A 20,587-nucleotide genomic window follows, 5' to 3' on the forward strand; every position below is an offset into this window, starting at 1 on the left:
CACCGGCGACGACCCGAGTCCGCCAGTGGCAGGGGGAGGGGCTCCGTGGACCGAGTGCCGTCGAGGCTGCGCAAGCCGTTGTTCATGGGGCTGCCGCTCGTGCTGCTCGTCACCGGGGTGGTGTTCTTCTCGGGGGGTGACGACCGGCCGGCCGAGCATGGTCGTACGGCGGCGAACCGGGCGCAGTTGAAGCATGCCTGTGCCGGGCTGCTGCCCTACGAGGAGCTTCGGGGCCTCGTACCGGATGACGTCGCGGGCGAGGTGAGTCAGTACGGCACCGTGCTCGATCCCGGTGAGGACAGCCACTCCCTGGTGAACTGCTCCGTCGCCTGGCCGGGGCACGGATCGGTGCGGGTGCAGGCCGTCGCGCTCGTCTCCGAGATGCCGATGACGTTGCGGGCCGAGGACATCCTGCCCGGTGCCGGCAACGACGGGTACGAGGCGCCCGGACTCACCGGCCGGGTGGACGATCGCGGGCGGACATGGGTCGTCGCCGAGTGCCCCGGCGGGCTGACGGGGCGGGCCCGCGAGGCGTCGGGAATGTACGTCACGGCCGATGTCGATCTGCCCGTTCCCGGCAAGGGGAAGCAGGCCGGGTATCTCCACGACTTCCGTACCGCGGTCCACGTCGCCAACGGGATCACCGCCGCGCAGAAGTGCGGCGGCTCCCCACTGAGGCCGCCCACCCGGGTCCTCGACACCTACGAGGCCCATGTCACCAAGGACGCGGACGGCGGCAACATCGAGGTCGTGGGGATCGACGAGCCGGGTCTGGGGGTCAAGAAGTGCCGTGGGGTCGGCAGGCGAGCGGGTTTCCCCGGCAAGTGGACCGCCGGTGGTGATCTGCAGGGCTCACGGCTGGTGAGCGTCTGCACGGCCACCGTCCTGAACCGCGAGGACCCGTTGGACACCGATCCGACACCACGCGACGGTGCGGTCGTCGAGGTCTCCGCGGCAAGCTGGTCCGGGCCGCTCAGGGAGTCGGCCGACGCCCAGTACGAAAGCTCCGGTGACAGCTTCGGCTTCCGCCACGGGAGACGGACCAGGGACATCCCGGACTCGGGCATGCGCGAACTCGCCCTGTGGGCAGGGTCGGAATGCGCCGCGGGCAGCACGTACCACCGGGTCACCGTCCGCATGGAGACCAACGACCTCGGCGCGGACACGCTCACCGAGGCGGAGCGGACCAAGTACTCCAAGGACGCCCGCAAACTGATGGACAGCTATCTCGCCGACCCCGACGGCTGGCCCCGGCAGCAGGGGTGTCATGAATCCAAGGTTCTGGGAGAGGTGGAGGGATGGCGGTGAGACGGATCGTCCTGCGGTCGGTCGTGGCCCTGGTCGCAGCGGCCGTCGCCGTCGCCGGGTACCTCCAGGTGCACGGCGACTTCCAGCGCTGGAGCGACGAATCGGCGCTCGACGGAGCCTGCGACGGCCTGCTCGACCGGAACGTGGTGCGCGGCGCCCTCGGAACGGGAGCCGTCGAGATCGAGAACGAAAGACGCGGCGAGGGTCTGGTGAGGTGTGAGGTGGACGTGTCCGACGGCGGCGCCGTCGAGATCCGCATCCTCGACATCCCCCAGACCGGGAAGCGCCCGGACTCCCTCTTCACGGGCGCTCCGTGGGCGTTCGCCGTGCCGGTCGGCCACGGGTGGACAGGGCTCTTCGGAGCCAGGCCGAAGGACGATGCGGCAGCGGATCTCTTCAGCGCCGCCGAGTACGAGGACACGACCACGAGTCTGGTCCTGAAGTGCACCGGGACAAGCAGTGCCAAGGGCTTGTACATATCCGTCACGACAGATGGCGGCGCGTCACTGGACGACCCGGCCGAAAGGCCGCAGTTCACCAGGATCGCCACCTCCACCGCGTCCAGGGCCTCGAAGGCCCGGCACTGCGGAGCCGAACTCGGGAAGCCCGTCAGCAGCCTCGACCTGCCGGTGACCGAGGATGATTACGAGCCGCTCGGCACGGCGGAGGGAACCTGCTCCGGCATTCCCGCCGCACACGGCATGGCGATCGCCACCGAGACGGCCCGCGGGGGCGCCCCCCACGAGACGTGCCTGCTCGCCGACGCCGGCCACAGGACCCGCTACGCACTCGAAGCGGACTTCGGCCCCTACGCGCAGCAGCAGTTGTTCCTCGCCTCGGAGAATTCCTTCGCGGGCACACCGGACGCCGACACACCCGCGCATCAGCGCGACCGCGGTGGCCGGATGAGCTGGACGTCGGCCAAGTGCCCGGACGGCCCGGCGCTGTTCACCCTGCGGCCGTCGGCCGACGCGGGCGAGCATCTCAAGTACCCCGTGAGCGACGCGGACCTCGCTTACGAACGTGCGGCACTGCGGGCGTTCGCCGAGCGCTCGGCGAAGGGCCACGGGTGTTCCGCCCCAGTCACGCCGTGACATGACGAGCAACCGCCCACCGGGCCCCGAGCCCGGTGGCCGGCCCGTCGCTTCAAGGGTGCCGGCATGGACACCGGCGACCCGATGCACCGCCGAGCACCCGGCCAGGTGGCCCGGATGGGGCGGCAACCCGCCGGCCGACCCCTGATCGAGCAGCATCACGGCCACCCATCACGATCACCGGCCCCGGGCGATCGGACCGGTCCGCCTCCCTCGGCAGCCGCCGGCCACCTGCCGGGCAGCCCGCGTGACCCGGTACGCCGCCGCCCATCACCCCGGACAGACATTGAACGACCCCCGGAACGACGAAGATCCCGCCCGATCTTTCGATCGGACGGGATCTCGTGTGTGCGGTGGACCTGTGGGGATTTGAACCCCAGACCCCCTCGATGCGAACGAGGTGCGCTACCAGACTGCGCCACAGGCCCTTGCAACGAGTGAAACTCTAGCACCCTCGACGGGGTGCTCGGAAATCCGGTCCGCGCTGGTCAGCCGTGGCGGCGGCGCAACGGGCCCGGACCCGGCTCACTCATTGGCCGCCCGGGGGCGGTCCCCCTCCTCGTACTGGTCGAAGAGCGGGGTCCGGCCCCGGTCGCGGGTACGGCGGGAATGGTTGGTGCGCTGGCGCGGCGCCGGGTCGACCGGAGGCGCCGCGGGGTGCGAGGTGCCCGTCTGGGTGGGCTCGGCGGCGCTGGAGCGGGCCGCGCTCCAGGTCTCCGGGTTGCCGACCTCGACGCCGCCGGTCGCGCGTGGGGCGACCGGGGCCGTGACGTAGGTCGGCAGCGGGACCGGGACCGGCTCCCAGCTGTCGCCCTGGGTCCGGCCGCGTTCGCGCTGCTGGTCCACCCATTCCGCGTGGTCCGTCTGCTCGACCAGGGCGCGGCGGCCGGCCTCCTGCGGGGAGACCGCGGGCGTGGGCTCCGGTTCGGGGCGGCGCGCTTCGGGCTCCTCGTCGGGCTCGGCGGGGGCCGCCGTGTCCGGCTGGTGCCTGCGGGGGCGGTTCTCGCGCAGGTGCTGCGCCGCCACCTCGGCCCGGCGACGGTCCATGGTGAAGGCGAACCGGCGCCGCTCCTGGGCCCGCAGATGCACGATGTACGTGCTCAGCAGCACCGCCGGAACCGCGGGCGCCCAGAGGAAGTGCAGGCCGCCGACGGCCGCGACGACCGCGCCGAGGGTGAAGGCCAGGAAGAGGACCACGGTGGTGCGCCGCCGGCGCGCGAGGACCTGGAGGCGCTTGGCGCGCCGGGCGCGCTCGGCGTCCGTCGCGCCGGGGCGCGGACGGGCCCGCCGGGCGGGGGCCGGTGCCGGTTCGGGGCGCTCCTCGACGGCGCGCTCCGGATCGTGCACCCGGGCTTCGGTCTGTGCGTCGGGCGCGGCGAAGGCCCGGACGTCCACGGAGACCATTCGGTCCGTGGCGACGTCCGGGTCGGCGTCGGGCTCCGCCTCCTCGGCGGTGCGCTCCCGCAGCTCCTTGGCGTACCGGCGCTCCATCGCCGCCCGTCCGGACAGCAGCCGGATGGCGGTGCTGAAGCGTTCCGTCGGACGGGCTTCGTTGAGCTCGTCCTGCCTGCGGAGCCACATCGGCACCAGGTAGGCGGCCCAGGCCCCGACGATGACTGCGTAGATGAGGCCGCTGCTGCTCACGTCTCACACCGTAGAGGGGTTTGCACGGGGGCATCCGCCAATTGGCCCGGTGTGTCGCACGATCCGGCTGATATCACGGACTTTTTTTGCGATTGTTCGGATCAACCGTGGCTGTTTGTGCGTCCTTCATCGGCCAACCGCCGATCAATATCGAACACTTATTTTATTTCCCGCGGCGTTCCAGGTCGCGACCGGTGCCAGCGCCGCAGCATCCCGTCGGGCACTTCCTCCGCGGTGAGCGCGTAGATGAGGTGATCGCGCCAGGCGCCGTCGATGTGGAGATAGCGCGGGCGCAGGCCCTCCTCGCGGAATCCCAGTTTCTCCACGACTCTTCTGCTGGGCCCGTTCTCCGGCCGAATGCACACCTCGATCCGGTGCAGTCCGACCGTGCGGAAGCAGTGGTCCACGGCGAGGGCGACGGCGGTCGGCATCACGCCCCGGCCGGCCACGTCCTGGTCGACCCAGTAGCCGACATGGCCCGAGCACATCGAGCCCCAGGTGATCCCGGCGACCGTCAGCTGACCGACCAGCCGGCCCTCGTACTCGATGGCGAACGGCAGCATCCGGCCCGCGTTGGCCTCGGCGCGCAGGTGGCGGATCATCTGACGGTACGTGGGGCGCTGGGCCACCGGGCCGCCCGGGGCGGGCGGCGGCACCGTCGCCTCCCAGGGGCGCAGCCAGTCGCGGTTGCGCCGGTTGACCTCGCGCCACATGCGCTGGTCGCGCAGCTTGATCGGGCGGAGCACGATCGCGCCGTCGCTGAGGACCACCGGCCAGGTCGAGACGTTCAGCTCGGGCTCCCCGGTCGGGGGTGATCGCCGCCGCGCAGCTGGTCGACGGCGTGCACCAGAAGACGGGTGAGGACGGCGAGTCCGTCGCGCACCCCGCCGGTGGAGCCCGGCAGGTTCACGATGAGGGTGCCGCCCGCGATGCCCGCCAGGCCCCTGGAGAGCGCCGCGGCGGGGACCTTCTCGCGGCCCTCGGCACGGATCGCCTCGGGGATGCCGGGGATCTCGTGGTCCAGGACGCGGCGGGTGGCCTCGGGGGTGCGGTCGGTGGGCGAGATGCCCGTGCCGCCGGTCGTGACGATGACGTCGTACCCCGCGGCCACTCCCGCCCGCAGGGCCTGTTCGACCGGGTCGCCGTCGGGCACGACCTGCGGCCCGTCGACGGCGAAGCCGAGCTGTGTGAGCGCCTCGGAGATCAGGGGGCCGCCCTTGTCGGCGTAGACGCCGGCCGAGGCGCGGTTGGAGGCGGTGACGACGAGGGCGGCGTAGGGGGTGGTCAGCGCCCCGCCGAGCGGGGGCTCGGCCGGCCGGTCCGCCCCGGGCGCGGTCACGCGTCCGCTCCGTCCGCCTCGACGCGCCGCAGCTCCTCGGTGCGCCGGTAGTCGCCGGACTTGCCGCCGGACTTCGACTCGACCCGTACGTCCGAGATGACCGCCGACTTGTCGACCGCCTTGATCATGTCGATCACGGTGAGCGCGGCGACCGAGACGGCGGTCAGGGCCTCCATCTCGACGCCCGTGCGGTCCGTGGTCTTCACGGTGGCCGTGATCTCCACCGCGTCGTCGGCGACACCCAGGTCGACCGTGACGCCGGAGACGGCCAGCGGGTGGCAGAGCGGGATCAGGTCGGGGGTGCGCTTGGCGCCCATGATCCCGGCGATCCTGGCGGTCGCGAGGGCGTCGCCCTTGGGGACGCCCTCGCCGCGCAGCAGCTCGACGACGCGCGGCGAGACGAGGACCCGGCCGCTCGCGCGGGCCACCCGCGCGGTGACGTCCTTCTCCGAGACGTCGACCATGCGGGCCGCGCCCGCCTCGTCGATGTGCGTCAGCCTGTTCTGCGTACTCAACTAACTCCGCCTCGCGGTAGGGCGCCGGTTGCCCGCCAGTGCCTGTCCGCCGGATCAGGGCCGGACAGGCACTGGGCCCGCACCGGGGTGCGGGCCGGGGGCCCGGGGGTGTCCCCGGGAAGGCACAGCGCCAGACACCGTACCGCCACCGCCCCGGGATCAGCGGAGCAGGATCACCTCGGTGTCCGTGCCGGGCTCGGCGGAGGTGACGTCCTCGGGCAGCACGATGAGCGCGTCCGACTGGGCCAGGGCCGCGATCAGATGCGATCCGGAACCGCCGACGGGGGTGACCGTGCCGGCCTCCGCGTCGTACGTACCGCGCAGGAACTGGCGCCTGCCGGACGGCGAGGAAAGCGCCTTGTCGGCTTCGAGCACGGCCCGGACGGTGGGGCGGTTCACTTCCTTGAGGCCCATCAGGGCGCGGATCGCGGGCCGTACGAACAGCTCGAAGGAGATGTACGACGAGACGGGGTTGCCCGGCAGCGCCAGCAGCGGGGTGTGGTCGGGGCCGATCGAGCCGAAGCCCTGCGGCTTGCCGGGCTGCATGGCGAGCTTGCGGAAGTCGATGCCGCTGCCCGGCTCGTCCTCGTCGCCCACCGAGGACAGCGCCTCCTTGACGACGTCGTACGCGCCGACGCTGACGCCTCCGGTGGTGACCACGATGTCGGCCCGGATCAGCTGGTCCTCGATGGTGGCGCGGAGCGTGTCGGCGTCGTCGGTGACGGCGCCGACCCGGTAGGCGATCGCTCCGGCGTCCTTGGCCGCGGCCGTGAGCGCGAAGCTGTTCGAGTCGTAGATCCGGCCGCCGGTCAGCTCCTCGCCGGGCTGGACCAGCTCGCTGCCGGTGGAGATGACGACGACGCGCGGCCGGGGCCGCACCTTCACCGTCGAGCGGCCGATCGCGGCGAGCAGGCCGATCTGCGGCGGGCCGATCACCGATCCGGCGCTCAGCGCCAGATCACCCGGCTTCACGTCGCTGCCGCGGGCCCTGACATGGGCGCGGGCCTCGACCGGGCGGTGCACCCGGACCTCGCCGCCCGCCCCTTCCGGGTCCTCCCGCAGGGAGCGCATGGTGTCGGCGGGGCCGCCGCCCGTACCGCCGTCGGTCCACTCGACCGGGACCACGGCCTCGGCTCCGGCCGGCAGCGGGGCGCCGGTCATGATCCGGGCGGCCTCGCCGGGGCCGAGGCTCCGGTCGCCGGCCAGTCCGTCGCTGCCGGCCGCGACGTCACCGATGACGGTGAGCACCGCGGGGAACTCCTCGTCGGCGCCCTCGACATCGGCGACCCGGACCGCGTACCCGTCCATCGAGCTGTTGTCGAAGGGCGGCAGGGCGATCTCCACCATGACGTCCTCGACCAGGACGCAGCCCTGGGCGTCGTGCAGTTGCAGCTCGATGGGTTCGAGCGGTCGCACCGCGCCGAGAATGTCGTCCAGGTGCTCGTCCACCGACCAGATCGTGCTGCTCAAGGTGCTACATCTCCTCAGTGACGTAACTGCGGAGCCAGGTCTTGAAGTCCGGGCCCAGGTCTTCACGTTCGCACGCGAGTCTGACAATGGCACGGAGGTAATCGCTACGGTCACCGGTGTCATAGCGGCGGCCCTTGAAGACGACGCCGTGCACCGGGCCGCCCGCCTTCTCGTCCTCAGCGAGGAGCTGGAGTGCGTCGGTGAGCTGGATCTCGCCGCCGCGGCCGGGCTCGGTCCTGCGCAGTATCCCGAAGACGGCGGGGTCCAGGACGTAACGGCCGATGATGGCGAGGTTGCTGGGCGCCTCGGCCGCTTCGGGCTTCTCGACGAGGCCGGTGATGCGCACCACGTCGCCCTCGGCGGTGGGCTCGACGGCCGCGCAGCCGTACTGGTGGATCTGCTCCGGCGCGACCTCCATCAGCGCGATGACGCTGCCGCCCTCGCGCTCCTGGATCTCGACCATGCGGGCCAGCAGCGGGTCGCGCGGGTCGATCAGGTCGTCGCCGAGGAGCACCGCGAACGGCTGGTCCCCCACGTGCGGCGCGGCGCACAGCACGGCGTGGCCGAGGCCGCGCGGGTCTCCCTGGCGGACGTAGTGCATGGTGGCCAGGTCGCTCGACTCCTGGACCTTCTTGAGCCGTTCGGCGTCTCCCTTGCGGGTGAGCGCGGACTCCAGCTCGTAATTGCGGTCGAAGTGGTCTTCCAGCGGGCGCTTGTTGCGGCCGGTGATCATCAGTACGTCGGAGAGTCCGGCGGTCACCGCTTCTTCGACGACGTACTGGATCGCGGGCTTGTCGACCACAGGCAGCATCTCCTTGGGAGTGGCTTTGGTGGCCGGCAGGAAGCGGGTACCGAGCCCCGCGGCCGGAATGACAGCCTTGCTGATCCTGGGGTGCGACTGAGTCATGCGCAGAACCATAACCGGTGCGTATGTGAGGAAGATGAGGCTCCGGTTAACTTTGTACGCCTATACGCACATGTGAGAGATCTGGGGTGCCCATTGAGCACAGAGATGTCCCGAAAAGCGCTGCTCCGACGTGAACTGCTGGCCGCGCGACGCCTTCTGACCGGGGAAGACGTGGAGAACGCCGATACGGTTCTGTCCCGGAACGCATTGTCTCTTCCGGAGTTGTCCGGGGCCCGTACCGTCGCCGCGTACGTCTCGGTGGGCACCGAGCCCGGCACCCGCACTCTGCTGGACGCGCTGCGCGCCCGCGGGGTGCGGGTGCTGCTGCCGGTGCTCCTCGCGGACAACGATCTGGACTGGGCGCCGTACGAAGGGCCCGGCCGTCTCGTCCGGGCCGGCCGCGGGCTGCTGGAGCCGGACGCGGAGCCACTGGGCCGCGAAGCCGTGCTGGAGGCCGACGCGGTCCTCCTGCCGGGACTCGCGGTGGACGCCCGGGGCATGCGGCTCGGCCGTGGCGGCGGCAGCTACGACCGGGTGCTGGCGCGGCTCACCGCGGCGGGCGCGCATCCGGCGCTGATCGTCCTGCTGTACGACGACGAGGTGGTCGCGCGGGTCCCGGAGGAACCGCACGACCACCCCGTCGATGTGGTGGTGACACCGGCGGCGAGCCGCCGGACGAACCGCTAGGGTCCTTCGCCCGGATCACGCGAGCCCGGCGTGATCCGAACGAGAGGCCCCGGGGCTCTCGCCCTACGGCTTGAGGGTCAGGGTGTCGGTGGTCGACTTGCCGACGGCGTTGGTGCCGAAGGACCAGTCGAGCAGTTCACCGTTGACCCACTTGTCGGTCTGGTCGGTGTAGTGCGCGCTGAACGCGTGCCCGGAGGCGCCGGTGAGGTTGATCCAGCGGGACTTGTCCCAGTCCCCCACGTTGACCACCATCCGCATCGAGGGAACCCACACGACCTCGTAGCCGCCCGCCGCGTTCCAGCCGGTGGCGTTCACCGCGGCCTCGCCGCCGCCCAGGTTCCACGGGCCACGGTTGAGCGCCCGCTGGAGCAGGCCGGGGCCCTCGGTGCCGAGGGTCTGGTTCTTCAGGGTCAGCTGGTGCAGCCGGCCCCAGCTCCAGGTGCTGATGTCCTTGCCGAGCTTGGCGGTCAGCTCCCAGCGGGCGTCCTCCATGGCACGGGCGAAGAGCTGGTCGCGGTTGTCCGTCGCCTCGTCCCGGCCGCTCTTCGGCGCCTTCCACCAGTCGCTGTTCCGGTCGTCCATCAGCTCGGCGACCACCTGGTACCAGCGGTCACCGCCGTCGGGCTGGGCGGAGTCCGCGGCACGCTGGCCGCACTCGCGCACCAGCCTGTGCTGCTCGTCCACCGGACCCGAACCGCCGGCCCTGGGCACGTTGAGGCACTCGCCCTCGACCCGCAGCTCCTTGGGCAGCTTGTTGCCGAAGGCCAGCTTGAGGATGTTGCGCCAGACCGCGTTGAAGTACGCGGCCGCGGCCGAGTCGGACTCCTGGGTGTAGTCCCAGCCCTCCAGGAGCTTCTGCGCCTCGCGGACGCTCTTGTCCGAGATGTTGATCTTCATCAGCTCGGGCACCAGCAGCGCGGCGATCTCGCTGGTGTTGTCCATCTGCATCTTCTGCATGTCTTCGGTCGAGATCTTCCCGCCGCCCTTGATCTTCGACTGGATGAGGTCGTCGATCCGCTGGCTGCGGCTGCCGTAGCCCCAGTCCTTGGTCAGCAGGTGCGGGTACTTCTTCTCGTCGATGACGGCCTGGTTGGCGGTGACGATGTAGCCGCGCTTCGGGTCGTACTCGTAGGGCAGCTCGTCGAAGGGGATCGGATCCTTCTCCCAGCCGTACTTCGAGGACCAGCCGGGGCTGGGCATCGTGCCGTCGCCCTTGAGGCGGACCGGGATCTTCCCGGGTGCCTGGTAGCCGATGTGTCCTTCGGTGTCGGCGTAGATCAGGTTCTGCGAGGGAACCTCGAAGTGCTCGGCCGCCGCCCGGAAGGTCTTGAAGTCCTTGGCCCGGTTCAGCTCGAAGACGGCGTCCATGGACTTGCCCGGTTCCAGCGCGGTCCACTTCAGGGCGACCGCGTAGCCGTCGGCCCGGTCCGGGGCCGCGTTGGTGACGGGGGCCTTCTGGCCGACCTTCTCCATCTCGCTGCTGCGGTCGGAGACCAGCGGGCCGTTGTTGGTCTCGCGGATGGTGATCGTCCGGTCCTTGCCGCCCGCCACCTTGATGACCTCGTCACGGACGGTGAAGGGCTTGACCTTGCCGTCGTACAGGTAGCCGTCGCCGGAGACCTTCTCCAGGAAGAGGTCGGTGACGTCGGCGCCGAGGTTGGTGAAGCCCCAGGCGATGTCCTGGTTGTGGCCGATTATCACGCCGGGCATGCCGGAGAAGGTGTAGCCCGCGGTGTCGTACTGGCACTTCGCACTGATCTCGCGGCAGTGCAGGCCCATCTGGTACCAGAGCGAGGGCAGCTGCGGCGCCAGGTGCGGGTCGTTGGCGAGCAGCGGCTTGCCGGTCGTCGTGTAGTCGCCGGAGACCACCCAGGAGTTGGACCCGATGCCGTTGCCGTTCGGGCCGAGCAGCGCCGGGATCTGGTCGAGGGTGTCGGAGAGCGAGGAGAGCTGGGTGTTCAGGCCCTCGGTGGCGCCCTGCGCGGTGTCCGAGCCGATGTTGTCGGACGGGGTCGCGTCCGGGTCGAACTTCCCGGTGACCGGGGAGACCGCGCCCTGGTCGACGATCGGGCGGTGCTTCTCGTACGGGTACGGCGGGTAGAGGTCCTCGATCTGCTTCGCGTCGAGCCTGCTGGCCATCAGCGAACGGTCGATCTCGTCCTGCATGTTGCCGCGCAGGTCCCAGGCCATGGCCTTGAGCCAGGCGACCGAGTCGACCGGGGTCCACTCGGTCGGCTTGTAGTCGTTGGTGAAGCCGAGGGCCGCGTACTCGACGGAGATGTCCTTGCCGTCACGCCCCTTGAGGTAGGCGTTCACACCGTCCGCGTACGCCTGGAGGTTCTTCTTGGTCTCCTCGGACAGGACGTTGTCGTACTCCTCCTGTGCGACCTTGCGCCAGCCCAGCGTGCGCAGGAAGGAATCCGTCTCGACCTGTCCCGAGCCGAACATCTCGGAGAGCCGGCCGGCCGTCATGTGGCGACGGACGTCCATCTCCCAGAAGCGGTCCTGCGCCTGGACGAAGCCCTGGGCGCGGAAGAGGTCGGCGTCCGTGTCGGCGTACAGCTGCGGGATTCCGTAACTGTCGCGCTTGACGTCCACGTTCCCGTCGAGGCCGTCGAGCTTCGTCGACCCCGTCGTCTGCGGGTACGAGGCCCGCACGGTGGATACGGACCAGAACGCCCCGTATCCGATACCCGCGACGAGCGCCAGCACCAGCACGATCACGATCAGGCGGGCACGTCGCCCCTTCTTCCTGCCGGTCTTCGCACCGGCGGAACCGGTGGCGCCGGTGGAACCGGAAGAGGCGGTTGTGTTGGCGGGCATCGCTGTCCTTCGAGGGGCAGGTGGTCCTGGGAGTGCAGGAGCAACCATAGGCGCAGCGCCGGGACGGCTCTGACGCGGTATCGGGATGATTCGAATTGCGTAGCGATCGTACGAATGCTCGAAGGCATCAAGAAAACGTTAAAGATTAGGTAAGGTAACGAAGTACCGGCCGCCAACGGCCGATGCCGAGGGTCGATCCGCTCGATCGGATCGGGCCGCCCGATCGGATCGAACCGTCCGATCAGATCGACACGTTCGACTCGGCAGGCGTACGCAGGGAAGGAACGGCCACTGTCTGTCCACACGCTCAACGAACTCCTGCTCGTCTGCTCACTCGTACTGCTCGTCGCGGTGGCGGCGGTGCGTGTCTCCTCGCGCAGCGGGCTCCCCAGCCTGCTCCTGTACCTGGGCATCGGGATCGCCATAGGGCAGGACGGCTTCTTCGACGTCAAGTTCAACAACGCGGAACTGACCCAGGTCATCGGCTATGCCGCGCTGGTCGTGATCCTCGCCGAGGGCGGCCTCGGCACGAAGTGGAAAGAGATCAAACCGGCACTGCCGGCCGCGGTGATGCTCTCGCTGGTCGGCGTCGCGATCAGCGTGGGTGTCACGGCGGCCGGGGCGCACTACCTGGTCGGCCTGGACTGGCGGCAGTCGCTGATCATCGGCGCGGTCGTCTCGTCGACGGACGCCGCCGCGGTCTTCTCCGTGCTGCGCAAGGTGCCGTTGCCGGCCCGGGTGACCGGTGTGCTGGAGGCCGAGTCCGGCTTCAACGACGCCCCCGTGGTGATCCTGGTGGTCGCCTTCTCCACCAGGGGGCCGGTGGACAGCTGGTACGTACTGGTCGGCGAGATAGCCCTGGAGCTCGCGATCGGCGCCGCCGTGGGCATCGCCGTCGGCTGGCTCGGCTCGTACGGGCTGCGTCATGTGGCGCTGCCCGCGTCCGGTCTCTACCCGATCGCGGTGATGGCCATCGCGGTGTCCGCGTACGCGGCGGGCGCCCTGGCCCACGGCAGTGGCTTCCTCGCCGTGTACCTGGCCGCGATGATCCTCGGCAACGCCAAGCTGCCGCACTGGCCCGCCACCCGCGGCTTCGCGGACGGACTCGGCTGGATCGCGCAGATCGGCATGTTCGTACTGCTCGGCCTCCTGGTCACACCGCACGACCTGCTCGACGACTTCTGGCCCGCGGTCATCGTGGGGCTGGTGCTGACCGTGGTGGCGCGCCCGCTGGAGGTCTTCATCTCGCTGGCGCCGTTCCGGCTGCCCTGGCAGGAGAAGGCGCTCATGTCCTGGGCGGGGCTGCGCGGCGCGGTGCCCATCATCCTGGCGACCATCCCGATGGTCGCCGGGGTCGAGGGCTCCACCCGGGTCTTCAACATCGTCTTCGTGCTGGTCATCGTCTACACCCTCATCCAGGGACCGACCCTGCCCTGGCTGGCCAAGGCCCTGAAGATCGCCGACGATCCGGGCGAGACCGCCGACCTGGGCATCGAGTCGGCGCCCCTGGAGCGGCTGCGCGGCCATCTGCTGTCGGTCGCGATCCCGGGCCGGTCGAAGATGCACGGCGTGGAGGTGGGGGAGCTTCGGCTGCCCGCCGGGGCCGCCGTCACCCTCGTCGTACGCGACGGCAAGAGCTTCGTCCCCGCGCCCTCCACCGTGCTGCGGCGCGGCGACGAACTGCTGGTGGTCACCACCGATCCGGTGCGCGACGCGGCGGAGGAACGGCTGCACGCGGTCGGCCAGGGCGGCAAGCTCGCGGGCTGGCTGGGGGCCGGCAGCGGAGGCGGCGGAGGCAGCGGCGGTTCCGGGGACGCGGGTCGGACGGGGCCGCATGCGGCACACGATGCGACGCACGACATGTCACATGCCCTGAAGGCCGTGAAACGGCTGGGGAAGACGAGCGGAGGCGGCCCGAAGACCCACCGCTGAGAGCACGTACCGCGGGTGCTTCCATGACTGTTCGGGTGTCATCCGCCACCGTACGAGCGCCTCTCGTGACCGCACGAGTACTTCTCGTGACCGCACGAGTGCCTCCCGTGACCGCACGAGCGCTTCTCGTGACCGTGCGAGCACTTCTCGTGACCGCACGAGCGCTTCTCGTGACGGTGCGAGAGCCGAGGTACTTACTTGCGATCCGAGGCCTCGATGGAGGCCTTGCGCACATTCACAGGTGCGCAAGGCTCCCTGCCTGTATCATGAAGGGATCGATCGACCCCCGTCGTGGGGCCGGTCGACCCGATCGACCAACCCGAACGACCAACTCTGCCTGACGCAGAGCTGGCGCGACCGTATGGCGGTCGTGGCGTCCTCCGCCTCTGCTGAGCGCCCGGCATCTACCGCAGTTCCGCGCGAAGAGGACAGCTCTCGGCAGCACCCGCACGAACGAGCCCGCACCCATCCGTGCCGGCCGTCCGGCGGGAGCTCGGCCACCAGGCGGCAGAAAGGCATGGACCGTGGCGTCCACGGTCACCGACCGCCCCGGATACGGGCAGTTGCTGCGCACCCCGGGTGCGTGGACATTTCTTCTTCCGGGCTTCGCCGCACGGCAGCCCTTCGCGATGCTGACCATCGGCATCGTGCTCCTGGTCCAGCACACCACCGGCTCGTACGGCAGCGCGGGCGCCGTCGCCGCCGTGACCGGTGTCTCCATGGCTCTGTTCGCGCCGCAGACCGGCAAGTTCGCCGACCGCTTCGGCCAGCGTGCCGTCCTGCTGCCCGGGGTCCTGGTGCACGCGGCGTCCGTCTCGGTGCTGACGGCGCTGGCGCTGGCGGACGCGCCCCTGTGGGCGATGTTCGTCGCCGCCGTGCCGACGGGTGCGTCCGTTCCGCAGGTCGGACCGATGGTGCGGGCCCGCTGGGCGGCGGTGCTCGGTGCGGCCCCGGGCCGCGAGGCCTCGCCGCTGATGTCCACCGCGGCCGCCTTCGAATCGGTGACGGACGAGTTCACCTTCGTCATCGGCCCGGTGCTCGCCACCGCGCTGTGCACCGGCGTGCACCCGGCGGCCGGTCTGATCACGGAGGCCGCGCTGACCCTGATCGGCGGGCTGCTCTTCGCCGCACAGCACCGCACCCAGCCCGCGGTGCGCAACGCCGATTCCGGCACCTCCCAGCGGCATGCCTCGGCCCTGTCCGTGCCGGGCGTGCGGGTGCTCGCGGTGACCTTCCTCGGGATCGGTGCGGTCTTCGGCGGCATGCAGGTCTCGCTGACCGCCTTCGCCGAGGAGATCGGCCGCCCGGGAGCCAACGGCCTGTTGTACGGCGTCTTCGCGGCCGGCAACATGCTGGCCGGGATCGCCTGCGGTGCCATCGCCTGGAAGAGCGGGCCGCGACGGCGGCTGATCGTCGGGTACGCGGCCCTGACCGTGACCGCGTCCGGACTGTGGGCGGTGCACTCGGTGCCGCTGCTGGCCGGGCTCGGACTTCTGGTCGGGCTCTCCATCGCCCCGGCCCTGATCAGCGGCTACACGCTGGTCGAGGCGCTGGTGCCGGGGTCCGCCCGGACCGAGGCGTTCACCTGGCTGACCGGCTCGGTCGCGCTCGGCCAGGCGGCGGCCGTGACGGTCGCCGGGCAGCTCGCGGACGCCCACGGTGCCGCCACCGGTTTCCTGGTGCCGCTCGTGGCGACCGTACTGGCCCTGATCACCCTGATTTCGCTGCGTTCCAGGCTCGTACCGGCCGCCCCGGGACGGACCGTGGCACGTGGGATCGGTCACCGGAAGCCGGTCACGGTGGACTGATGCTGCGGAATACGTCAGTATGGAGCGTCGTTAGCACTCATTGAGTCAGAGTGCCAGGAGGAGCAAGTGCCGACCTATCAGTACCAGTGCACCGAATGTGGCGAGGGCCTTGAGGCGGTGCAGAAGTTCACCGATGACGCCCTCACCGTGTGCCCGAGCTGCGATGGACGCCTGAAGAAGGTGTTCTCGGCGGTCGGCATCGTCTTCAAGGGTTCCGGTTTCTACCGGAACGACAGCCGTGGCTCCTCGTCGAGCAGCACGCCGGCCTCGTCATCGGCGAAGGCTTCCGGTTCCGGTTCGTCCGATTCCTCGTCGTCTTCGACGTCGTCGGCATCGACGGGATCCGACTCGAAGTCCTCCGCCTCCTCTTCTTCCTCGACGTCGTCCTCGTCGTCCGCTTCTTCGACGAGCGGCACATCGGCCGCCTGAGCCGAACCGCACTTCCACCCGTGAGCCCCGCCGATCCGTTCGGCGGGGCTCCGGGCGTTTCCACCGCCTCGGGTACCTCGGGCACCTCGGGTGCTTCCGGGCATGGGAGATGCGGGCGCGTGCCGGTACCAGGACGGGGATCACGTGCCAGGGCGGCGGATCCCGGTCTCAGCAACCCGGATCCGGCCTCAGGGCGGGGATCCGGCCTCAGCAGCGCGGTCCGGTCCCAGGGCGGGGATCCGGCCTCAGCAGCGCGGTCCGGTCCCAGGGCGGGGATCCCGGTGTGTTTCGCACGCCGTTACTGTGATCGCATGGTGAACGCAGAGATCGGTGTCATCGGCGGCTCGGGCTTGTACTCCTTCCTGGAGGACGTCACGGAGGTGCGCGTGGACACCCCGTACGGACCGCCGAGCGACTCCCTCTTCCTCGGCGAGGTGGGCGGCCGCCGGGTCGCCTTCCTCCCCCGCCACGGACGCGGCCACCACCTGCCACCGCACCGCATCAACTACCGGGCCAACATGTGGGCGCTGCGCTCCGTCGGCGTACGTCAGGTGCTCGGCCCGTGCGCGGTGGGCGGTCTGCGCCCGGAGTACGGACCTGGCACCCTGCTCGTCCCCGACCAGCTGGTGGACCGGACCAAGGCCCGGACTCAGACGTACTACGACGGGGAGATCCGGGCCGACGGGGCGGAGCCGAACGTCCTGCACCTGGGCTTCGCCGATCCTTACTGCCCCGAAGGGCGCAGGGCGGCCCTGGCCGCGGCCCGCGCGGAGAACTGGGATCCGGTGGACGGCGGGACGCTGGTGGTCGTCGAGGGGCCGCGCTTCTCCACCCGGGCGGAGTCGCGCTGGCATGCGGCGATGGGCTGGTCGGTGGTCGGGATGACCGGGCACCCGGAGGCCGTCCTAGCCCGTGAGCTGGGCCTGTGCTACACGACGATGACCCTGGTGACGGACCTGGACGCGGGCGCGGAGGCGGGCGACGGCGTCTCGCACGGGGACGTGTTGAAGGTGTTCGCGGCCAACGTGGACCGGCTGCGCTCGGTCCTCTTCGACGTGGTGGCCGCACTGCCGGCGGAAGCGGACCGGGACTGTCCGTGTTCGCACGCGCTGGACGGGCTGAAGCCGGGGATCGAGCTGCCCTAGCGGGGCGGGGCCGCGGGACGGGGCGCTGTGCGGCGTGAGCCGGGGAGCGGGTGACGGAGTTTTCCACAACTCCGGTGCTGTCCACAGACTTCAGCGGGAATCTCGCGGACGGTGGATCGTGAGGGGTGTTCGTCCGGAACTCCCCACGCACTCCTCACAGCAGGTGGTATCGACCATGCTTGCATCGTCCGCATCGTCCGCATCGTCCGCGCCTTCCGCGCCTTCCTCGTCCCCCATGTCATTCCCGCCGCTGCCGCCCCCGTCGCCGACGCCACCGCCCTGCGGGGTGCCCGCGTTCGAACCGCTGCGGGTGCACGGAGGCGGTGGGCACCGGCTGCGGCGAGCGTTGTGGCGGCAGCGTCGTGCCCTCGCGGCCGGGCTGGCCCTGACGGCCGCCGCACTCGCCGCCACCGGACTGGGCGGTGGCGGTACGGACACGGGCGGCGATGCCGCGTACGGGGCGGGAGCCGGTGGCGCGGCGGGGGCGGCGCCGGAGCGGGTCCGGCGAGCGGCCCGGCTGGTGTCCGCTCCGGTCCGGATCGCGGATGCGGGGACGGTGCGCTTATTGCGGCCGGGCGACCATGTCGACGTGATCGCTGCCGGGGAGGTCCGAGGCGGGACCGGCGCCGGGGCCCGGGTGCTGGCGAAGGGCGCGCGGGTGACCGAGGTGCCGCACACCGCGGCGAACGGTGCCGCAGGCTTCGAGGATTCCGACGGCTTCCGGGGCGCCGACGACTCCGCGCAGAACGGTGCGCTGATCGTGCTGGCCGTTCCCCGGGAAACGGCCACCGCACTGGCCGGCGCGGGCATCTCGTCCCAACTGGCGGTGATCTTGTGTTGATTCGCACTGGCGATCGATCAAGTCACCTGAACAAACACGAGAATTGGGTGGTTTCAACGCGTACTGCCGTAAGTTGCGGAGGAGTTTGCTCCGCCTACAGCACACGCGAAGGAAGGCTCACCTGTGAGCGAGAAGAAGGTCAGTCTGCTGGAAGGGTTCAAAGCCTTCCTGACGCGCGGCAATGTGATCGATCTGGCGGTCGCCGTCGTCATCGGTGCCGCGTTCACCCAGATCGTGAACTCGATCGTCAAGGGAGTCATCAACCCACTGGTCGGTGCGTTCGGCACCAAGGACCTGGAGGCCTACAGCTCCTGCCTCAAGGGCCCCTGCGTCACGGACCCGAAGACGGGCGAGGCGACCGAGGGCATCCGGATCCTGTGGGGTTCGGTGCTCAGTGCCACCCTCAGCTTCCTGATCACGGCAGCCGTCGTGTACTTCCTCATGGTCCTGCCCATGGCCAAGTACCTGGCCAAGCGGGCAGCGATGCAGGCCGCGAAGGACGGGGTGCAGGAGACGCTGGAGGTGAGCGAGCTGGAGGTGCTGAAGGAGATCCGCGACACCCTCGTCTCGCAGCGCGGCGGCCCGGCGGGCGAGACCGGCAAGACCCCGGGCCGGGGCCAGGACGAGTAGCGCGACGCGTAGCGGAAGAACCGGCGGCAACGCCGCCGGACCACCACGGGGCGGGGAATCAGATGTGGTGGGGCGGCTTCTCGTCGAGGAAGCGCGCCAGATCGGCGCCGCTGCCACCGGCCGGGGCCCGCTCGCCCCACCCCTGGTCCGTATCGTCCGCGGACTGCTGGTCCAGCGGATCGTCGAAGATCAGAGCCGGTCTCGGTTTCGGCCGGTCCGGCCGGGAGGGCTTCGAATCGCGCGGGCCGGGGGCGGGGGCGGTGCTCATACGTCAAGGGTACGGCGGCGGTCAGCGGTCCTTCGGGTCGATCAGCCACAGCCCGAGGACGACGAGGAACGACAGGCACAGGAAGCCTGCGCCCCACCAGGCCGTGCCGGTGTTGCCCTCCATCCATGCGTCGATGATGACGGTCAGTCCCCAGAGCTGGCCGATGACCACCGTCATGGCGAGGGCCAGCCGGGCCGTCAGTTTCGAGGACCGCTCGGGCTCCTGGTCGGTACCGGCACCCGGCCCGGGGCCGGTGTGGCGGACCCGGGGGTCGCCGTAGCCGCTTGTGGCGCGGATCTGCGGATAGCGCTCGTGGACCGGCCGGTTGAGTTCGGGACGGGCACTTCCCGGGTGGTACTCCGGGGGCTCCGGGTTCCAGGGCTGAGGGGCGTCGCTCATGTCCGCCTGCCAGAAGTCTCGGCCTCGGCCCGGACCCTGGTGTCGGCCTCGGCCCGGGCCCCCGTATCGCCCTCGGTCCGGGCCCCGGTCCGGGCGGTCCCCGGCTCAGCGGCCGCAGGTCCCTCCGCGCCGCCGCCTTCGACGGCGGGGCAGCCGATGCGGGAGGCGAGGTCCGGGCGGTCGGCGCGGAACCGGCGGCACAGCCCCTGCTCGACGCTCTCGCCCGAGCGCGTCGTGCCGATGGCCCAGATACTGCCGTCGTCCTGCTCGATGAGCACCACCTTGGGCAGCGCACGCGGTGGCGGCCCGGCGGTGACCTCTCCGGTACGGGCGTCGAAGACGCCCTCGTGACAGGGGCAGTACAGCTCGCCCTCGGAACCCCGGTCCTTGCGCCAGAGCACGGCACAGGCGAGATGGGTACAGATCGCGGAATAGCCGACGAGGGTGCCGTCGTCCAGCCGGACGGCGACCGCCTTGTCCTCCTCGTCCGGGTAGTGGAAGGCGACGGACTCACCGGGCAGGAGCTGGGCGGCGATCCTCCTCGGTGAGGGTGTCCTGTCGTTGTCGGGGTCGCCGTGGCGCGGCAGGATTCCGGCCGCCACACCTAGCCCGCCGACGGCGAGCCCGCCGGAGACGGTCGTCACGATCCGGAGGTAGTCGCGCCGGGTGGTGAGGGAGTCGGCGGCGATCCGGTCGTGCAGGGCTTCGCGCGGATCGCCGGAGGGCGGCTGTTCGGTGACGCTCATCGGCGGACGTCCTTCCCGTTGATCTCGACGACGGGAAGGCCGCCGGGCACCGGCCACTGCATCCGGTCGGCGGGAACGACCATGGCCACGCCGGTGCGCACCTCGCTCCGGCCGAAGCTGAAGGTGTCGGCGACCTGGACGCCGGGGCGCTCCGCCTGGAGTTCCTCGACGGTCCCGTAGAACAGCGCCCCGGTCGGGCAGACGGTCGCGCACATGGGGGCGAGGCCGTAGGCGGTGCGGTCGTAGCAGAGGTTGCATTTCATCTGCAGCTTCGCCTGGAGGTCGATCTTCGGGACGCCGAAGGGGCAGGCGTTGACGCAGTTGGCGCAGCCGATGCAGCGGGTGGTGTCGGCCTGCTGCACCACACCGTCGGCGGTCACCAGGATCGCGTCGGCGGGACAGACCTCGGCGCACGGGGCGACCGGGTCCTCGCAGTGCATGCAGACAGTGGGGAGGGAGGCCACGGACCGGCCCTCGTCGGTGTAGTCGAGGTGGATCATCGACTTGCCGCGGTGCGAGTCGCATTCCCGGCAGGCGGAGACGCAGGCCTGGCAGCCGATGCAGCGCCCCGGGTCGATGAAGATCGTTCTGCCCATCATGGG

The 20,587-nt window shown here is 70.7% G+C and carries 20 protein-coding genes and 1 tRNA gene; 9 read left to right on the forward strand and 12 right to left on the reverse strand.

Annotated elements, in window-relative coordinates; genetic code table 11:
- The first annotated feature begins 45 nt into the window (after positions 1-45).
- Together ACGF8B_RS23245 and ACGF8B_RS23250 are read left to right on the forward strand one after the other, a co-directional pair.
- Positions 46-1,308 carry a hypothetical protein gene (locus ACGF8B_RS23245; protein ID WP_392741601.1) on the forward strand — a complete coding sequence of 421 codons (1,263 nt, stop codon included), beginning with the start codon at positions 46-48 and terminating at the stop codon, positions 1,306-1,308.
- Positions 1,305-2,402, forward strand: coding sequence for a hypothetical protein (locus ACGF8B_RS23250; RefSeq protein ID WP_392741604.1), 1,098 nt, complete (start codon positions 1,305-1,307; stop codon positions 2,400-2,402). The genes ACGF8B_RS23245 and ACGF8B_RS23250 overlap by 4 nt, the downstream gene beginning before the upstream one ends.
- A 354-nt stretch (positions 2,403-2,756) precedes the next feature.
- Here ACGF8B_RS23250 and ACGF8B_RS23255 read toward each other — a convergent pair.
- From ACGF8B_RS23255 to galU, 7 genes are all read right to left on the reverse strand, one after another.
- A tRNA-Ala gene (locus ACGF8B_RS23255) sits at positions 2,757-2,830 on the reverse strand.
- Positions 2,831-2,927: 97 nt separating this feature from the next.
- A complete protein-coding gene (glpR, locus tag ACGF8B_RS23260; protein WP_392741607.1) occupies positions 2,928-4,046 on the reverse strand; it encodes a gephyrin-like molybdotransferase receptor GlpR in 1,119 nt (372 codons plus the stop codon).
- Between the two features lie 158 nt (positions 4,047-4,204).
- Positions 4,205-4,816, reverse strand: coding sequence for a GNAT family protein (locus ACGF8B_RS23265; protein WP_342282191.1), 612 nt, complete (start codon positions 4,814-4,816; stop codon positions 4,205-4,207).
- 17 nt (positions 4,817-4,833) lie between these two features.
- A complete protein-coding gene (locus ACGF8B_RS23270; RefSeq protein ID WP_392741610.1) occupies positions 4,834-5,385 on the reverse strand; it encodes a molybdenum cofactor biosynthesis protein B in 552 nt (183 codons plus the stop codon).
- Positions 5,382-5,900 (reverse strand): cyclic pyranopterin monophosphate synthase MoaC, encoded by a 519-nt coding sequence (gene moaC / locus ACGF8B_RS23275; protein ID WP_392741613.1) that lies wholly within the window; start codon positions 5,898-5,900, stop codon positions 5,382-5,384. Before moaC ends, ACGF8B_RS23270 begins: the two co-directional genes overlap by 4 nt.
- A gap of 159 nt (positions 5,901-6,059) precedes the next feature.
- The gene (gene glp / locus ACGF8B_RS23280; protein WP_392741616.1) at positions 6,060-7,370 is read right to left on the reverse strand and encodes a gephyrin-like molybdotransferase Glp; all 1,311 of its coding nucleotides are present in this window, start codon (positions 7,368-7,370) and stop codon (positions 6,060-6,062) included.
- 4 nt (positions 7,371-7,374) lie between these two features.
- Entirely contained in the window at positions 7,375-8,277 is a 903-nt protein-coding gene (galU, locus tag ACGF8B_RS23285) for a UTP--glucose-1-phosphate uridylyltransferase GalU (protein WP_317867664.1), read from the reverse strand.
- 105 nt (positions 8,278-8,382) lie between these two features.
- On the opposite strand from galU, the gene ACGF8B_RS23290 reads away from it, so the two are divergent.
- Positions 8,383-8,964, forward strand: a complete 582-nt coding sequence (locus ACGF8B_RS23290; RefSeq protein WP_392741620.1) for a 5-formyltetrahydrofolate cyclo-ligase — start codon at positions 8,383-8,385, stop codon at positions 8,962-8,964.
- Between the two features lie 63 nt (positions 8,965-9,027).
- Here the strand turns inward: ACGF8B_RS23290 and ACGF8B_RS23295 are convergent, their stop codons facing one another.
- Positions 9,028-11,787, reverse strand: a complete 2,760-nt coding sequence (locus ACGF8B_RS23295) for a penicillin acylase family protein (RefSeq protein ID WP_392741623.1) — start codon at positions 11,785-11,787, stop codon at positions 9,028-9,030.
- A 351-nt stretch (positions 11,788-12,138) separates the two neighbouring features.
- Here ACGF8B_RS23295 and ACGF8B_RS23300 point away from each other — a divergent pair, with 351 nt between their 5' ends.
- From ACGF8B_RS23300 to ACGF8B_RS23325, 6 genes are all read left to right on the forward strand, one after another.
- Entirely contained in the window at positions 12,139-13,719 is a 1,581-nt protein-coding gene (locus tag ACGF8B_RS23300; protein WP_392741626.1) for a potassium/proton antiporter, read from the forward strand.
- A gap of 524 nt (positions 13,720-14,243) precedes the next feature.
- Positions 14,244-15,527, forward strand: coding sequence for an MFS transporter (locus tag ACGF8B_RS23305; RefSeq protein ID WP_392741629.1), 1,284 nt, complete (start codon positions 14,244-14,246; stop codon positions 15,525-15,527).
- A gap of 66 nt (positions 15,528-15,593) precedes the next feature.
- Positions 15,594-15,956 (forward strand): FmdB family zinc ribbon protein, encoded by a 363-nt coding sequence (locus tag ACGF8B_RS23310; RefSeq protein ID WP_392741632.1) that lies wholly within the window; start codon positions 15,594-15,596, stop codon positions 15,954-15,956.
- Positions 15,957-16,267: 311 nt separating this feature from the next.
- Positions 16,268-17,101 (forward strand): S-methyl-5'-thioadenosine phosphorylase, encoded by an 834-nt coding sequence (locus ACGF8B_RS23315; RefSeq protein WP_392741634.1) that lies wholly within the window; start codon positions 16,268-16,270, stop codon positions 17,099-17,101.
- Between the two features lie 235 nt (positions 17,102-17,336).
- The gene (locus ACGF8B_RS23320) at positions 17,337-17,942 is read left to right on the forward strand and encodes an RcpC/CpaB family pilus assembly protein (RefSeq protein WP_392741637.1); all 606 of its coding nucleotides are present in this window, start codon (positions 17,337-17,339) and stop codon (positions 17,940-17,942) included.
- Positions 17,943-18,065: 123 nt separating this feature from the next.
- Positions 18,066-18,572: an MscL family protein gene (locus ACGF8B_RS23325; RefSeq protein WP_392741640.1), complete on the forward strand. Its 507-nt coding sequence runs from the start codon at positions 18,066-18,068 to the stop codon at positions 18,570-18,572.
- A gap of 58 nt (positions 18,573-18,630) precedes the next feature.
- Here the strand turns inward: ACGF8B_RS23325 and ACGF8B_RS23330 are convergent, their stop codons facing one another.
- Genes ACGF8B_RS23330 through ACGF8B_RS23345 form a run of 4 tightly spaced genes read right to left on the reverse strand, consistent with a single transcriptional unit; the run spans position 18,631 to position 20,584 of the window.
- Positions 18,631-18,840, reverse strand: a complete 210-nt coding sequence (locus tag ACGF8B_RS23330; protein ID WP_392741642.1) for a hypothetical protein — start codon at positions 18,838-18,840, stop codon at positions 18,631-18,633.
- A gap of 21 nt (positions 18,841-18,861) precedes the next feature.
- On the reverse strand, positions 18,862-19,239 hold the full coding sequence (locus ACGF8B_RS23335) for a hypothetical protein (protein WP_342282203.1): 378 nt from the start codon (positions 19,237-19,239) through the stop codon (positions 18,862-18,864).
- Positions 19,236-19,985: a ubiquinol-cytochrome c reductase iron-sulfur subunit gene (locus ACGF8B_RS23340; RefSeq protein ID WP_392741645.1), complete on the reverse strand. Its 750-nt coding sequence runs from the start codon at positions 19,983-19,985 to the stop codon at positions 19,236-19,238. The genes ACGF8B_RS23335 and ACGF8B_RS23340 overlap by 4 nt, the downstream gene beginning before the upstream one ends.
- Positions 19,982-20,584 carry a 4Fe-4S dicluster domain-containing protein gene (locus ACGF8B_RS23345; RefSeq protein WP_259928467.1) on the reverse strand — a complete coding sequence of 201 codons (603 nt, stop codon included), beginning with the start codon at positions 20,582-20,584 and terminating at the stop codon, positions 19,982-19,984. Before ACGF8B_RS23345 ends, ACGF8B_RS23340 begins: the two co-directional genes overlap by 4 nt.
- Positions 20,585-20,587 lie beyond the last annotated feature (3 nt).

The sequence above is a fragment of the Streptomyces sp. NPDC047917 genome (assembly GCF_043204345.1).
Lineage (GTDB): Bacteria > Actinomycetota > Actinomycetes > Streptomycetales > Streptomycetaceae > Streptomyces > Streptomyces sanglieri.

What these genes read in the sequence shown, in the direction of transcription:
- galU (WP_317867664.1), bottom strand. Translation starts at nt 8,277, where the DNA reads ATGACTCAGTCGCACCCCAGGATCAGCAAGGCTGTCATTCCGGCCGCG.
- ACGF8B_RS23290 (WP_392741620.1), top strand. Translation starts at nt 8,383, where the DNA reads ATGTCCCGAAAAGCGCTGCTCCGACGTGAACTGCTGGCCGCGCGACGC.
- ACGF8B_RS23295 (WP_392741623.1), bottom strand. Translation starts at nt 11,787, where the DNA reads ATGCCCGCCAACACAACCGCCTCTTCCGGTTCCACCGGCGCCACCGGT.
- ACGF8B_RS23315 (WP_392741634.1), top strand. Translation starts at nt 16,268, where the DNA reads ATGGTGAACGCAGAGATCGGTGTCATCGGCGGCTCGGGCTTGTACTCC.
- ACGF8B_RS23320 (WP_392741637.1), top strand. Translation starts at nt 17,337, where the DNA reads ATGTCATTCCCGCCGCTGCCGCCCCCGTCGCCGACGCCACCGCCCTGC.
- ACGF8B_RS23330 (WP_392741642.1), bottom strand. Translation starts at nt 18,840, where the DNA reads ATGAGCACCGCCCCCGCCCCCGGCCCGCGCGATTCGAAGCCCTCCCGG.
- ACGF8B_RS23335 (WP_342282203.1), bottom strand. Translation starts at nt 19,239, where the DNA reads ATGAGCGACGCCCCTCAGCCCTGGAACCCGGAGCCCCCGGAGTACCAC.
- ACGF8B_RS23340 (WP_392741645.1), bottom strand. Translation starts at nt 19,985, where the DNA reads ATGAGCGTCACCGAACAGCCGCCCTCCGGCGATCCGCGCGAAGCCCTG.
- ACGF8B_RS23345 (WP_259928467.1), bottom strand. Translation starts at nt 20,584, where the DNA reads ATGATGGGCAGAACGATCTTCATCGACCCGGGGCGCTGCATCGGCTGC.